Origin of the sequence: Streptomyces chromofuscus (genome assembly GCF_015160875.1) — a bacterium.
In the GTDB taxonomy this organism is placed as follows: domain Bacteria; phylum Actinomycetota; class Actinomycetes; order Streptomycetales; family Streptomycetaceae; genus Streptomyces; species Streptomyces chromofuscus.
Map to the genome: position 1 here is coordinate 3,697,959 of NZ_CP063374.1, position 12,971 is coordinate 3,710,929.

13 protein-coding genes are annotated in these 12,971 nt (G+C 72.4%); 6 read left to right on the top strand and 7 right to left on the bottom strand.

Annotated features, from left to right (window positions below; all coding sequences use genetic code 11):
• Positions 1 to 89 precede the first annotated feature (89 nt).
• Both IPT68_RS16550 and IPT68_RS16555 read right to left on the bottom strand, forming a co-directional pair.
• On the bottom strand, positions 90 to 323 hold the full coding sequence (locus IPT68_RS16550) for a DUF3263 domain-containing protein (RefSeq protein ID WP_189700309.1): 234 nt from the start codon (positions 321 to 323) through the stop codon (positions 90 to 92).
• A gap of 35 nt (positions 324 to 358) precedes the next feature.
• On the bottom strand, positions 359 to 1,582 hold the full coding sequence (locus IPT68_RS16555; protein ID WP_189700351.1) for an extracellular solute-binding protein: 1,224 nt from the start codon (positions 1,580 to 1,582) through the stop codon (positions 359 to 361).
• A 161-nt stretch (positions 1,583 to 1,743) separates the two neighbouring features.
• Here IPT68_RS16555 and IPT68_RS16560 point away from each other — a divergent pair, with 161 nt between their 5' ends.
• The 3 genes from IPT68_RS16560 (at position 1,744) to IPT68_RS16570 (ending at position 4,939) form a co-directional block, all read left to right on the top strand.
• Positions 1,744 to 2,688: an ROK family protein gene (locus IPT68_RS16560; protein ID WP_194074103.1), complete on the top strand. Its 945-nt coding sequence runs from the start codon at positions 1,744 to 1,746 to the stop codon at positions 2,686 to 2,688.
• Positions 2,688 to 3,893, top strand: coding sequence for an N-acetylglucosamine-6-phosphate deacetylase (gene nagA, locus IPT68_RS16565; RefSeq protein ID WP_189700310.1), 1,206 nt, complete (start codon positions 2,688 to 2,690; stop codon positions 3,891 to 3,893). Before IPT68_RS16560 ends, nagA begins: the two co-directional genes overlap by 1 nt.
• A gap of 116 nt (positions 3,894 to 4,009) precedes the next feature.
• Positions 4,010 to 4,939 (top strand): 1-phosphofructokinase family hexose kinase, encoded by a 930-nt coding sequence (locus tag IPT68_RS16570; RefSeq protein WP_189700311.1) that lies wholly within the window; start codon positions 4,010 to 4,012, stop codon positions 4,937 to 4,939.
• A gap of 12 nt (positions 4,940 to 4,951) precedes the next feature.
• Here IPT68_RS16570 and IPT68_RS16575 read toward each other — a convergent pair whose 3' ends face one another.
• On the bottom strand, positions 4,952 to 5,881 hold the full coding sequence (locus IPT68_RS16575) for a CBM35 domain-containing protein (RefSeq protein ID WP_189700312.1): 930 nt from the start codon (positions 5,879 to 5,881) through the stop codon (positions 4,952 to 4,954).
• A 121-nt stretch (positions 5,882 to 6,002) separates the two neighbouring features.
• On the bottom strand, positions 6,003 to 7,667 hold the full coding sequence (cdgB, locus tag IPT68_RS16580; RefSeq protein ID WP_189700313.1) for a diguanylate cyclase CdgB: 1,665 nt from the start codon (positions 7,665 to 7,667) through the stop codon (positions 6,003 to 6,005).
• Positions 7,668 to 7,984: 317 nt separating this feature from the next.
• Between cdgB and IPT68_RS16585 the strand changes: the two genes are divergently transcribed.
• A complete protein-coding gene (locus IPT68_RS16585) occupies positions 7,985 to 8,587 on the top strand; it encodes a flavin reductase family protein (protein ID WP_189700314.1) in 603 nt (200 codons plus the stop codon).
• Positions 8,588 to 8,626: 39 nt separating this feature from the next.
• Here IPT68_RS16585 and IPT68_RS16590 read toward each other — a convergent pair whose 3' ends face one another.
• The gene (locus tag IPT68_RS16590) at positions 8,627 to 9,508 is read right to left on the bottom strand and encodes a sigma-70 family RNA polymerase sigma factor (protein WP_189700352.1); all 882 of its coding nucleotides are present in this window, start codon (positions 9,506 to 9,508) and stop codon (positions 8,627 to 8,629) included.
• Positions 9,509 to 9,653: 145 nt separating this feature from the next.
• A complete protein-coding gene (arfB, locus tag IPT68_RS16595; protein WP_189700315.1) occupies positions 9,654 to 10,097 on the bottom strand; it encodes an alternative ribosome rescue aminoacyl-tRNA hydrolase ArfB in 444 nt (147 codons plus the stop codon).
• Between the two features lie 174 nt (positions 10,098 to 10,271).
• On the opposite strand from arfB, the gene IPT68_RS16600 reads away from it, so the two are divergent.
• Entirely contained in the window at positions 10,272 to 10,847 is a 576-nt protein-coding gene (locus IPT68_RS16600) for a TerD family protein (protein ID WP_189700316.1), read from the top strand.
• A gap of 148 nt (positions 10,848 to 10,995) precedes the next feature.
• Here IPT68_RS16600 and IPT68_RS16605 read toward each other — a convergent pair whose 3' ends face one another.
• The gene (locus tag IPT68_RS16605) at positions 10,996 to 12,405 is read right to left on the bottom strand and encodes a M1 family metallopeptidase (RefSeq protein ID WP_189700317.1); all 1,410 of its coding nucleotides are present in this window, start codon (positions 12,403 to 12,405) and stop codon (positions 10,996 to 10,998) included.
• 37 nt (positions 12,406 to 12,442) lie between these two features.
• Here IPT68_RS16605 and IPT68_RS16610 point away from each other — a divergent pair, with 37 nt between their 5' ends.
• Positions 12,443 to 12,943: a hypothetical protein gene (locus IPT68_RS16610; protein ID WP_189700318.1), complete on the top strand. Its 501-nt coding sequence runs from the start codon at positions 12,443 to 12,445 to the stop codon at positions 12,941 to 12,943.
• Positions 12,944 to 12,971: the final 28 nt, after the last annotated feature.

The following is a 12,971-nucleotide window of genomic DNA, read 5'->3' on the forward strand; positions in this document are numbered from 1 at the left end:
CCGGGGCCGCGCGCCGGACCGGGCCCGGGGCCGGTCCGGCGATTCCCCGCGTCGTCCGGCGAGGGCGGACGGGCGTGGGCGGACGGGCCCTAGCGTTCCGCCCGGCGCCGCTCCCGTATCCGCCGCAGACGGTTCACCGTCACCGGGTCGTGCGCCAGCGCCCGCGGGTCGTCGAGCAGGGCGTTGAGCAGCTGGTAGTAGCGGACCGGGGCCAGGCCCAGCTCCTCGCGTATCGCACGCTCCTTGGCGCCGGGGCCCGGGAAGCCACGGCGCTCCAGGGCGAGGATGTCCTGTTCCCGTCGGGCGAGCTGCTCCTGGTCCATGCCCCGCACGGTAGCCGCCGCCACCGACAGCGGCCCTATCCCGCCGCCGAGCTGTCCGCCGTCGTGGCCGTCGACTGCAGTTGGCTCAGGATCGCCGACGGGCTGCCACCCGGTTCCACGGCGGAGCCGATGCGCTTCTTGACGTCGGCGCTGACCGCCGCCCAGGAGGTCTTGCCGACGGGGTAGAGCTCGGCGAGGGCGAGTTCGTCCAGGAAGGGCTTGAGGTCCTGGTCCTGCGAGGCCGCGCCCATCACCTCGGAGGCGGAGTTGGTGACCGGCAGCAGGTCGTACCGGCGGGAGAAGTCGAGGACGTTCTTCTCGCTGTAGACGAAGTCGAGGAAGTCGCCGACCTGGTCCTTGTGGCCGTTCTGCTTGAAGGCGAGCATCCAGTCGGCGACGCCCACGGTGGCCTTGGCCTCGCCGTCCACGCCCGGCATCGGCACCATGCCGAACTCCACGCCGTGCCGCTGGGCCGTCTTCATCAGCGACGGATGCCCGTTGAGCATGCCGACCTCGCCCTGGGCGAACGCGGCGAAGGCGTCGGCCCGGTCGAGCTTTCCGGGCGCGACGGGCCCGGTGAGCTCCTTGCCGACCAGTTCGTCGCGCAGCCAGCTGAAGGTCGCGATGTTCTCCGCGGAGTCGATCGTGTACGTGCCGACCGCGTCGGTGTAGCCGCCGCCCCCGCTGAGCAGCCACTGCATGGTCTCGGCCTGCGCCTCCTCCGGGCCGAGCGGCAGCGCGTACGGGTACGTCACGCCCTCGGCCTTCAGCGCCTCGGCGGCGGCGGCCAGCTCCTTCCAGGTCGTCGGCGCGCCGAGGCCGGCCTCCTCGAAGAGCTCCTTGTTGTAGAAGAGCAGCCGGGTGGAGGCGGCGAACGGCATGCCGTACTGCACCCCGTTGACCTGCCCCGCCTGCGCGAGCGCGGAGGAGAAGCCGGCCTGCACGGGGATGGAGAGCAGGTCGTCGGCGGTGTAGAGCAGATCGTCGGCGGCGTAGTCGGCGTACGCCCCGATCTGCGCCATGTCGGGCGCCCTGCCCGCGTCGACCATCTCCTTGACCTCGCGGTCGACGTCGTTCCAGGAGTACACGCCGACCTCGACCCGGACGCCCGGGTGCTCGGCCTCGTAGGCGTCGACCAGCTTCGCCCAGTACTTCTTCGAACTGTTCGCCGCGCTGTCGCCGTAGTCCGCGGCGACCAGTCTCAGTGTCACGTCGTCGGAGCCTCCGGTGAGGCCGCAGCCGCCGAGGACCGCCGTCATGCCCAGTGCGGACACCACCGCGATCAGTCCTGTCCTGCGCCGCTGCTGCACGCTCTCGTCCACCCTGTTCCTGCGTTGTTCCTGTTGTCCGAATAACGGACTAAGGTCTACACCACGCAGTGGACTAGACCTCTTCCGGGTCCACGGGCCACACTGTCCCCGTGAGACACGTCATCGCCCTCGATGTGGGCGGCACCGGGATGAAGGCCGCCCTGGTCGGGGCGGACGGCGCCCTGCTGCACCAGGCGCGCCGCGCCACCGGACGCCAGCGCGGGCCGCAGGCGGTCGTCGACGCCGTCCTCGACTTCGCCGCGGAACTGCGCGCGTACGGCGACCGGCACCTGGGCACCCCCGCGGCGGCCGCCGGCGTCGCCGTCCCCGGCATCGTCGACGAGCAGCGGGGCGTCGCCGCCTACGCGGCCAACCTCGGCTGGCGGGACGTACCCCTGCGCACGCTGCTCACCGAACGGCTCGGCGGCCTTCCGGTCGCCCTCGGCCACGACGTGCGCTCCGGCGGCCTGGCCGAGGGCCGGATCGGCGCAGGCCGGGGAGCCGACCGCTTCCTGTTCGTCGCGCTGGGCACCGGCATAGCGGGCGCCATCGGCATCGACGGCCGGGTGGAGTCCGGGGCGCACGGCTTCGCGGGCGAGATCGGCCATGTCGTCGTACGCCCCGGCGGCACCCCGTGCCCCTGTGGTCAGCGGGGCTGCCTGGAGCGGTTCGCGTCGGCCTCGGCCGTCAGCGAGGCGTGGGCGGCGGTGACCGGCGACGCCCGGGCGGACGCGGCGGACTGCGCCAGGGCCGTCGAGTCCGGGGACGCCCGCGCCGCCGAGGTCTGGCAGCGGGCTGTCGACGCCCTGGCCGACGGCCTGGTCACCGCCCTCACCCTGCTGGACCCGCGCACGCTCGTCATCGGTGGCGGGCTGGCGGAGGCGGGGGAAACCTTGTTCACACCGCTGCGGGACGCGGTCGATCGACGCGTCACCTTCCAGAAACCGCCGACCATCGTCCCCGCGGCCCTCGGGGACACAGCGGGATGCCTCGGCGCCGGGCTGCTGGCCTGGGATCTCCTCGACCACATCGACCGCAAGGAGGAAACGCCCTGATGGCAACCCCTTCGGGGGCGCGGGTAACTGCGCGACCAACCCCCACCGGCCCGCGGACGCCCCACGGCGTCTCGATCCTCACAGGCGCCCGCGTGGTCCTCCCGACAGGAGTCGCGGACGCGGGCCAAGTGATCGTCGACGGCACCCGGATCGCCGCCGCGGCCCCGGAGAACGCCCCGGTGGTCGATCTGTCCGGTCACTGGGTGGTGCCCGGCTTCGTGGACCTCCACAACCACGGCGGCGGCGGCGCCTCCTTCACCTCCGGCACCGTCGAGGACGTCCTGCGGGGCATCCGCACCCACCGCCTGCACGGCACGACCACCCTGGTCGCCTCCACGGTCACCGGCGACATGGACTTCCTCACCCACCGCGCCGGCCTGCTGTCCGAGCTGGCCGAGCAGGGCGAGATCGCCGGCATCCACTTCGAGGGCCCGTTCATCTCGCCGTGCCGCAAGGGCGCGCACTCCGAGGAACTGCTGCGCCACCCGGACCCGGCCGACGTGCGCAAGCTGATCGACGCGGCGCGCGGCCGGGCCAGGATGCTGACGCTCGCCACCGAGCTGCCGGGCGGCATCGACTCCGTACGGCTGCTGGTGGAGCACGGCGTGATCGCGGCGGTGGGCCACACGGACGCGACGTACGAGCAGACGGTGGCGGCGATCGACGCGGGCGCGACGGTCGCCACGCACCTGTTCAACGCGATGCCCGCGCTCGGCCACCGCGCGCCCGGCCCGATCGCCGCGCTCCTGGAGGACGAGCGCGTCACGGTGGAGCTGATCAACGACGGCACGCACCTGCACCCGGCCGCCCTGGAACTGGCGTTCCGTCACGCCGGCGCGGCGCGCGTCGCGTTCATCACGGACGCGATGGACGCGGCGGGTTTCGGCGACGGCCGTTACATGCTCGGCCCGCTGCAGGTCGAGGTCAGCGACGGCGTGGCCCGGCTCGTCGAGGGCGGCTCCATCGCGGGCTCCACGCTCACCCAGGACCGTGCCTTCAAGCGGGCGGTGACCATCGACCGCCTCCCGGTCGAGGACGTCGTCCGGGCCCTGTCCGCCAACCCTGCCCGGCTGCTGGGCATGGACGACCGGATCGGCTCGCTGGAGCCCGGCAAGGACGCCGACCTGGTCGTCCTGGACGCGAACTTCGACCTCAAGGGCGTGATGCGCCGGGGAGAATGGGTGGTCGATCCCCAACTGAACTGATTGCGCTGCCAGTAGAGAGACGGTGGCCGACCCGAGGGCTGGGCGGTCCGCCGTCTCTTTGGCATGATCGACCCTCCGGAAATCGAGAAACACACCCTCGGGGGAGGTCGGGCCAGGTGATCCTCACGGTCACGCCAAACACCGCTCTCGACATCACGTACCGCGTACGGTCCCTGCGGCCCCACAGCACCCACCGGGTGTCCGAGGTGACCGAACGCCCCGGCGGCAAGGGCCTGAACGTGGCCCGCGTGCTGGCCGCGCTCGGCCACGAGGTGACGGTCACCGGGTTCGCCGGCGGCGGCACCGGACGGATCGTCCAGGAGCGGCTCACGACGACGCCCGGCGTGGTCGACGCGCTGGTCCCGATCGGCGGGGCGACCCGGCGCACGATAGCCGTGGTCGACGAGCTGAGCGGCGACACGACCCAGCTCAACGAACCCGGCCCGACGATCACGCCGCCCGAGTGGTCCGCCTTCCAGGAGGCCTACGAGGGCCTGCTCGCGTCGGCCTCGGCGGTCGCCCTGTGCGGCAGCCTGCCGCCGGGAGTGCCGGTGGGCGCGTACGCGGGCCTGATACGCACCGCCCGCGCGGCCGGTGTGCCCGTACTGCTGGACACCAGCGGCGAGGCGCTGCGCCGCGGGGTCGCCGCGCGCCCCGACATCGTCAAGCCCAACAGCGACGAGCTGGCCGAACTCACGGGCTCGCACGAGCCGTCGCGCGCCGCCCACGCCGCCCGCAGGCGCGGGGCCCACGCGGTCGTCGCCTCCCTGGGCGCGGAGGGACTGCTCGCGGCCACCCCGGAGGGCACCTGGCGCGCCGGCCCGCCCGGCCGTGTGCACGGCAACCCGACCGGCGCCGGCGACTCCGTGACGGCGGGCCTGCTGGCCGGGCTGGTGGAGCACCGGCCGTGGCCGGAGCGACTGGTGCGCGCCGTCGCGCTGGCGACGGCGACGGTGCGCGCACCGGTCGCGGGCGAGTTCGACCGCAAGGCGTACGAGGATCTGCTGGGGCGGGTCGCGGTGACCGGGGAGGTCACCGCGGCCTGAGCGCCCGGCCGCCTACTGGACCCAGCCCTCGGCCAGCCACATCTGGTCGATGTTGGCGTCGCACTGGTTGCCCTGCTCGCAGGACACCTTGATGGTGTTGGTGCCCTTGTTGAGCTGGACGTAGTTGTAGGTCCGCGTCCAGCCCTTGGCGTAGTCGCCCTCGGCCGCGCTCGCGTAGTTCTTCATGTTGACCGGAGTGGTCGAGGCGGTGCCGTTGACCGTGAGGGTGGCGTTGGCGTCCTTGCCCGGCACGCCGTAGCCGACGTACAGGGTGTACTTGCCGGACTCGGGGATGCCGTTGACGGTCCAGGTGACCGAGGCGCCGACGGCGTTGAAGCCGGTCACGTAGACACCGCCGTCCGCCTGGGCGCCCTCGATGTCGGACGCGGTGGTGGCGCCGCCGCCGAGCTGGAGGGCCTTGGCGTCGATCTTCGGCAGCTCGGCCTCGCTGTCCGCGCTGCTCTCCCCCGACGGGGTCGGCTCCGCGCTCTGCGAGGCGGACGGCGCGGTGGTGGGCTGCTCACCGCCGGCCTTCTTGTCGTCGTCCCCGCCGAGCATGGCCACGCTGATGCCGATGACGACCGCGGCGACCACCGCGACCGCGCCGATCAGCAGGCCCTTGGTGTTGGGCCCGCGGCCCCGGCCGCCGCCGTGTCCGGGCATCGGCTGCTGGGTGGTCGGCGCGCTGCCCGGGAACGTCTCGGGCGCGGCGTAGTGCGCGTTCGGCCGGCCGTAGGCGCCCTGCTGCTGCGGCACGCTCTGCTGGCCGTGGGCCTGCTGACCGTACGGCCGGTCGCCGACCGTGCGCACCCTGCTGACCGAGTTCGGGTAGCCGTAGCCGCCGGACGGCGGCTGGGCGCCGTTGGCCTGACCGTCGGCGTACAGGTAGCCGAACGGGTCGTCGTCCTCGGGCGTGCTCGCGCCGTTGTTGCCGGGCGTCATCCCTTGGTACTCCTCAACAGGTGCGGAACGGATGCGGTTCGTGTGGTGAGAATGGCGAGCCTACCCGTTCCTGATGGCCCGAACGGGTGACTGGGGTCGCATCACAGTGGCAACCTGCGGTTCATCCCGCGCGTCGGTGCTGTTTGGGACGGGACCGTTTCTCGACGTACATCCGTTCGTCGGCGGATTTCAGCACTTCGTCCGCCGTCATGCCGCAGTGCGCCCAGCCGATGCCGAAACTGGCCCCGACCCGTACGGCCCGGCCCTCGGCGCGGATCGGCTGGATGATCTCGTTGCGCAGGCGTACGGCGAGGTCCTGGGCGTCGGCGCGGCCGAGGCCGTCGGCGAGGATCACGAATTCGTCGCCGCCGAGCCGGGCGACCGTGTCGCCGTCCCGGACGCCGTTGCTGAGCCGCCGGGCGACCTCGATGAGCACCGCGTCGCCCGCGTTGTGCCCGAACCGGTCGTTGATCGACTTGAAGCCGTCGAGGTCGCAGAAGAGCACCGCGAGCCCCTTGGTGCCGTCGTCCTGTTCACCCTCGGGGGCGACGGTGTGCACATGGTGGTCGTAGACGTCGTAGGCGTCCGCGCCGCCCGGCACGAAGTCGAAGCCGTGCCCGCCGGCGTCGTAGACGGGGTGGCCGTGGGCCGCGTCGTGGGAGTCGTAGGCGCCCGGGTGGCCGGCCTGCGGGCGCCGGCAGAGGCGGGCGGACAGGCGGGAGCGCAGTTCGGCGGAGTTCGGCAGGCCGGTGAGGGAGTCGTGGGAGGCGCGGTGGGCGAGCTGGAGCTCGCGACGCTTGCGCTCCTCGATGTCCTCGACGTGGGTGAGCAGGAAGCGCGGCCCGTCGGCGGCGTCGGCGACCACGGAGTTGCGCAGACTGACCCACACGTAGGTGCCGTCCCGCCGCCCCAGCCGCAGCTCGGCCCGGCCGCCCTCGGCGGACGTGCGCAGCAGCGTGCCTATGTCCTCGGGGTGGACGAGGTCGGAGAAGGAGTAGCGGCGCATCGCGGAGGCGGGACGGCCGAGCAGCCGGCACAGGGCGTCGTTGGTGCGCAGGATGCGGCCGTGCTGCTCGCCGCCCATCTCGGCGATGGCCATGCCCGAGGGCGCGTACTCGAACGCCTGCCGGAAGCTCTCCTCGCTCGCCCTGAGGGCCTGCTGCTCGCGTTCCAGGCGGACCAGGGCGCGCTGCATATTCGCACGTAGACGCGCGTTGCTGATGGCGATGGCGGCCTGGAAGGCATACATCTGGAGCGCCTCGCGGCCCCAGGCGCCGGGGCGCCGGCCGTTGCGCGGCCGGTCCACGGACAGGACGCCGATCAGCTCGCCGGAGGCGGGGCCGCCCTGCGCGCCGGGCGCCCACATGGGCGCGAAGAGGCGGTCGGAGGGATGCCACTCGTCCTCGAAGCGCGGCGCTGGGCCCTCGGTGTACCACTGGGGCACGTCGTCGTCGTCGAGGACCCAGCCCTCGGTGTGCGGGATGAAGACGAGGTCGCCCCACTGCTCGCCCATGGTCAGCCGTCGCTCCCAGGACTCGCGGGAGCCGACCCGGCCGGTGATCAGCGCCTCGGCGGCGGGGTTGCCGGAGAAGGCGGCGACGACGAGGTCGCCGTCCGGGCGTACGAGGTTGACGCACGCCAGCTCGTAGCCGAGGGCGCTCACGACCCCGTCCGCGACCGTCTGCAGAGTGTCCGCCAGGCTCCGGGCCGTGTTCATGTCGGCCATGGCCTCGTGCAGTTGTCGCAGGGACGCGAGGCGGACGTACGGCTCCGACTCGGTCTCCATGCTCGCCCTCCCCCCGAGACCTCGCAGCGAATCAAGGGTTCTCTTCGGCGCCCTTTTCTGAGTGTGTCCTTATAGCTTCCCGCCACTGAATCACAGCGCGCTGCCCACTCGGTACACAGGGTCAACAATTAATGCCCCTTGTGACTCAAGTCACAGTAGAACGTGAACAATTGAGTGGAGTTTCTGCGGTTTTCCCGTGTGTTTACCGAACGCAATATTTGTGCGGGTGGCCAACAACTGTCCGTCCGGGGTCCTAGGACCGCCTTCGGGCCGAGGTCCGATGCGGCGCGCACGCACCGGAGATTAGCGTTTCGGGTGTGCCGAACACACACGCAGCCGTTCCGCCCGTCACCGTGCCCGCCCAGCCGTCCGCGGCATCGCCCCTTGGGCATGCTGTGGGGGTGACCCACGACGAGTTCCGTGCCGCGATGTCCCGGCTGGCCGCGGGCGTGGTCCTGGTGACCGCGCGTGAGCCGGCGCTCGACCCCGACGACCCACAGGCGCCGGCCGGTGAGGACGTCGGCATGACGGCGACGGCCTTCATGTCCGTCTCCCTCGACCCGCCGTTGGTCATGGTCAGCCTGCGCGAGGGCGCCCGCATGGACGACCTGCTCGCGGAGCAGCCCCAGTGGGCCGTCTCGGTCCTCTCCGAGAGCCAGCGGCACATCGCCGGCCGGTTCGCCATGAAGGGCCGCATCAGCGACCGCCTGCTGTTCGAGGACATCCCCTACGTCCGCGGCGAGACGACCGGCGCGCCCCTGGTGGGCGGCGCCCTGGCGACCCTGGAGTGCCGGACCGAGCAGCGGGTGCCGGCCGGGGACCACACGCTCGTGATCGGACGGGTGCTGACGGCCCAGGTGCCGAGTGCGGACGGGGGGCCGCTGCTGTACTTCAAGGGGCGGTACCGGCACCTGGGGTGAGTGTGCTGCGCGGGGCTGCCGGGGTGACGGCGGGCGTCGCTACGGCAGGGTGACGTCGAGCCGGGACAGGCGTTCCGGGTCGGTGACGATGTCGATGACGGCGATGCGTCCCCGTACGAAGGTGAACCGCAGCGCCTGCACCAGCCGCTGCCCGTCCTCGGACAGCACCGCCAGCCCCGGAACCCCGTCGACCAGGGCCGGCCGGGCCACGCGGGCGAGGTGAGCCGCCGTCCTGGCGCCGGAGGCGACCGCGGCGGCCCCGACGACCACGCCGAACGCCGAGCGGCTGACGACGTCCGGGTCGAGCACCCGCAGCAGCCCGTCGAAGTCGCCGTCCCGCGCGGCGGCGCGGAAGGCGTCGACGACCTCCCGCTGCCGCGCGAGATCCGCGTCCGGCGCCGGCGCCCCCCGCACCCGCCGCCGCGCCCGGCTGGCCAGCTGCCGCGCCGCCGTCGGCGTACGCCCCACGATTCTCGCGACCTCGTCGTACGGCACCGCGAACATGTCGTGCAGGACGAAGGCGAGCCGTTCGGCGGGCGTGAGCGTGTCGAGCACGACGAGCAGGGCGACGCCGACGGAATCGGCGAGGAGGGCGTCGTGCTCGGGGTCCGGGGCGGTGGCGGCGGGAGCGGGTGCTCCGTGGTCCGGCGACTGGTCCAGCGACTCCTCGGCACGGCTCTTGCGGGAGCGCAGCATGTCGAGGCAGACCCGCCCGACGACAGTGGTGAGCCACCCGCCCAGGTTGTCGACCTCGCGCGTGTCACTCCGGCTCAGCCGGAACCAGGCCTCCTGCACGGCGTCGTCGGCCTCGGCGAGGGAACCGAGCATGCGGTGGGCGACGGCACGCAGGTGCGTGCGGTGGGCCTCGAAGCGCTCGGCCAGGAAGTCGTGATCGTCGGGGAAGCCGTGGTCGCCGCGCATGGATGCCGTCACCAGCCCTGGTCGTGGATGCCGTCGGGACTATGACGGACGGGCGGTGGGGGATGTGACGGGCGGCGTGCGGCGGGGGCGGGACCCTGCCCTCGCGCCCGGCGCCGGACCGGAGCCGCCGGCCGCCGCCCGCTCGTCAGTGCCAGTCGCGGCTGGACCTGGAGCGGCCCCGCTTGGTGTCGGACCGCTGCTTCTTCTCCCGCAGCCGGCGCTCGTTGATGCCGCGTGGGACGCGGGTCGGCCGGCGGGGCTTGGGCGGCGGTGCGGTCGCCTCGGCGAGGAGCGCGGCGAGGCGCACGGCGGCGGCCTCGCGGTTGCGCCACTGGGAGCGGTGCTCGGAGGACCGCACGGTGACGACCCCGTCGACGAGCCGGCCCGCCAGCCGCTCCAGGGCGCGTTGCTTCCACACCTCGGGCAGGGCCTCGGTGGCGGCCAGGTCGAACCGCAGCTCCACGCTGGTGTCGCTCGTGTTGACGTGCTGGCCACCGGGCCCGGAGGAACGGGAGAAACGCCACTGGAGCTCGGCCTCGGGAAGCGAGACGGAGCCACGGATGACGTGAGGACCGGCCATGGCTGACATGTTCCCGCCTGCACGGGGTGCGAGTCACCCGAATATCCGCGTCCGGGTAAAGAAAGTAAAGCGAAGGGAACCCACGACACCACCCGCCGCGTTCATACGGGTAGCTGTAGCTTCATCACCGGCACACGCACAGCGCACGAACAGCGCGCGCATCGAGGGAAGGAACTCCCGACCATGGCTGTAAGCCTGTCCAAGGGTGGCAACGTCTCGCTCACCAAGGAGGCTCCGGGCCTGACCGCCGTCACCGTGGGCCTCGGCTGGGACGTCCGCACCACCACCGGCACCGATTTCGACCTCGACGCGTCCGCGATCGCGGTCAACACCCAGGGCAAGGTCTACTCGGACGCCCACTTCGTCTTCTTCAACAACAAGCAGACGCCCGACAACACGATCGTCCACACCGGTGACAACCGCACGGGTGAGGGCGCGGGCGACGACGAGCAGATCAACGTCAACCTGGCCGGCCTCCCGGCCGACATCGACAAGATCGTCTTCCCGGTCTCGATCTACGACGCGGAGAACCGCTCGCAGAACTTCGGCCAGGTCCGCAACGCCTACATCCGCATCATCAACCAGGCCGGCGGCAGCGAGATCGCCCGCTACGACCTGTCGGAGGACGCCGCCACCGAGACCGCCATGGTCTTCGGCGAGCTCTACCGCAACGGCGCCGAGTGGAAGTTCCGCGCCGTCGGCCAGGGCTACGCCTCGGGCCTGGTGGGTATCGCCCAGGACTTCGGCGTGAACGTCTGACCCACACCCGGGCATGCTCCAGGGCCCCTCGACGCGGCATCGACGTCGAGGGGCCCGGCGCGTTGAGCGAGCCGGGCCCCTGAACACATGAAGCGGCGCCGGCGACGTCCCGCACGTCGTCCCGCCCCACGGACCGGCCGTCGCCTCGTCACCGCCGCTCCGGCCTGCCCTCCCCGTACAACCACTGCTCCCAGACCCCGGCGAAATCCTTCTCCGGCGCGCGCTCCTCGACGTATCCCGTGAAGTCCTGCGTGCTCGCGTTGCCGTGGCGGTGGGTCGTGGCCCAGTCGCGGAGGAGGGCGCGGAAAGCGGCGTCGTCGGCGAGGGTGCGGCGGATCTCGTGCAGGACCATCGCGCCCCGGTCGTACACCGGACGGCCCGAGATGCCCGCGGCGTCCGGGGGACGCGCGGGCGGGAAGGACCAGACGGCCGCGTTCTCCTCGGGGGCGCTGTAGTGCGTACCGGCGTAGAGCTCGTCGAACGTCCGCTGGGCGGAGTCGCCGCCGTGGTCCTCCTGCCACAGCCACTCCGCGTACGTCGCGAAGCCCTCGTTGAGCCACATGTCCTGCCAGGACTCGGGGGTGACGGAGTTGCCGAACCACTGGTGCGCGAGTTCGTGGACGAGGAGCGAGACGTCGGGCGCGCCGGGGAAGACGGGGCGGGTCTGGGTCTCCAGGGCGTAGCCCGCGTCGCCGGCGCGGTCGACGATCGCGCCGGTCGAGGCGAAGGGGTACGGGCCGAAGAGGTCCTCCGCCCAGGCGAGGACCTCGGGGACGCGCGCCAGGACCTCGCGGCTCGCGGACCCCTCGGTGGGGTCGACGGCGGTGTACACGGGCAGGCGGTCCGGGGTCACCGTGCGGCTGATGTCGTAGCGGCCGATGGCGACGGTGGTCAGGTAGCTCGCCATGGGCCGGCCGGTGTGCCAGGTGCTGGTGGTGCGGCCGTCGGTGGTGCGCTCGGTCCTCGGTTCGCCGTTCGACACCGCCCGCAGGCCCTCCGGCACGGTGACCGCCATGGCGTACGTCGCCTTGTCCGAGGGATGGTGGTTGCCGGGGTACCAGGCCATCGAGCCGACCGGCTGGCCCAGCGCCAGCGCGCCGTCGGCCGTGGGGAGCCAGCCCTCCTGCGAGCCGTCCGGGTCGGTGATCGTGGCCGGGGTGCCGGAGTAGCGCACCGTGGCACGGAAGGTGCGGCCCTCGGCGAGTTCGTCGCGGGGGCGGACGGTCAGTTCCTGGCCGGCGCGGTCGAAGCGGGCGGCGGTGCCGTCGACGGTGACCTCCTCGACCTTCAGTCCTTGGAGGTCGAGGTTGAAGGCGGAGAGGTCCTGGGTGGCACGGGCGGTGATCGTCGCGCGGGCGGTGAGGTGGCGGGTGCCGGGCGTGTAGGAGAGGGCGAGGTCGTAGTGGGTGACGTCGTAGCCGCCGTTGCCGGCCTTGGGGAAGTACGGGTCGCGCAGGCCTGAGCTGCCCGGGGTGCCCTCGACGCCGTTGCCCGTGCACCCGGTCACAAGGAGCGCGAGCAGGGCGACGGCGGAGACAACCGGTGCGAAACGGGACACGTCCTGATCCTACGAGTGGCATGACACCATCACGTACGTGCTCGACATCGGCTACGCCCTCTCCAACCGCTTCCCGGACCCGCCCCAGACCGACTACCGCCGCGCGGACGTGCACGCCCTGCGCCACGACCTGTTCTGCGGTGACGTCTACCTCGCCGACACCGAGTCGGACCGGGAGCTGTCCACAGCCTGGGGATGGGTGCCGGTGCTCGACTTCGCCTGGGCGCTGTGCGACATCGTCGAGCAGCTGGACCGCGACCCGGCGGGCTCCCGCGCCTCCCGCCCCCAGCACGCGGAGCTGGACTTCACCGAGTCCACCGACCGGCTGCTGTTCGAGCGCCGCTTCGGCTGGGTCGACATCGAGTCCGACTGGCAGCCGGCCGACGAGCCCCCGCTCACCTTCTCCCACACCGCACTCCGCCGCGAGGCACGGGACTTCCTGCACGATCTGATCGCCGACCTGTGCGATCTGCACGAGGACCTGGCGGAGAACCCGGCGATCTGGTCGTTGCAGGCGCGCTTCCCGCGGGTGCCCTGACGCCGTACGAGCGGGCGGCCGAACGTCG

Bases quoted from the DNA above. Each gene is read 5' to 3' on its own strand.
- IPT68_RS16550 (WP_189700309.1), bottom strand. From the start codon at position 323: ATGGACCAGGAGCAGCTCGCCCGACGGGAACAGGACATCCTCGCCCTG.
- IPT68_RS16555 (WP_189700351.1), bottom strand. From the start codon at position 1,582: ATGACGGCGGTCCTCGGCGGCTGCGGCCTCACCGGAGGCTCCGACGAC.
- nagA (WP_189700310.1), top strand. From the start codon at position 2,688: ATGGCAACCCCTTCGGGGGCGCGGGTAACTGCGCGACCAACCCCCACC.
- IPT68_RS16575 (WP_189700312.1), bottom strand. From the start codon at position 5,881: ATGACGCCCGGCAACAACGGCGCGAGCACGCCCGAGGACGACGACCCG.
- cdgB (WP_189700313.1), bottom strand. From the start codon at position 7,667: ATGGAGACCGAGTCGGAGCCGTACGTCCGCCTCGCGTCCCTGCGACAA.
- IPT68_RS16590 (WP_189700352.1), bottom strand. From the start codon at position 9,508: ATGCGCGGCGACCACGGCTTCCCCGACGATCACGACTTCCTGGCCGAG.
- arfB (WP_189700315.1), bottom strand. From the start codon at position 10,097: ATGTCAGCCATGGCCGGTCCTCACGTCATCCGTGGCTCCGTCTCGCTT.
- IPT68_RS16600 (WP_189700316.1), top strand. From the start codon at position 10,272: ATGGCTGTAAGCCTGTCCAAGGGTGGCAACGTCTCGCTCACCAAGGAG.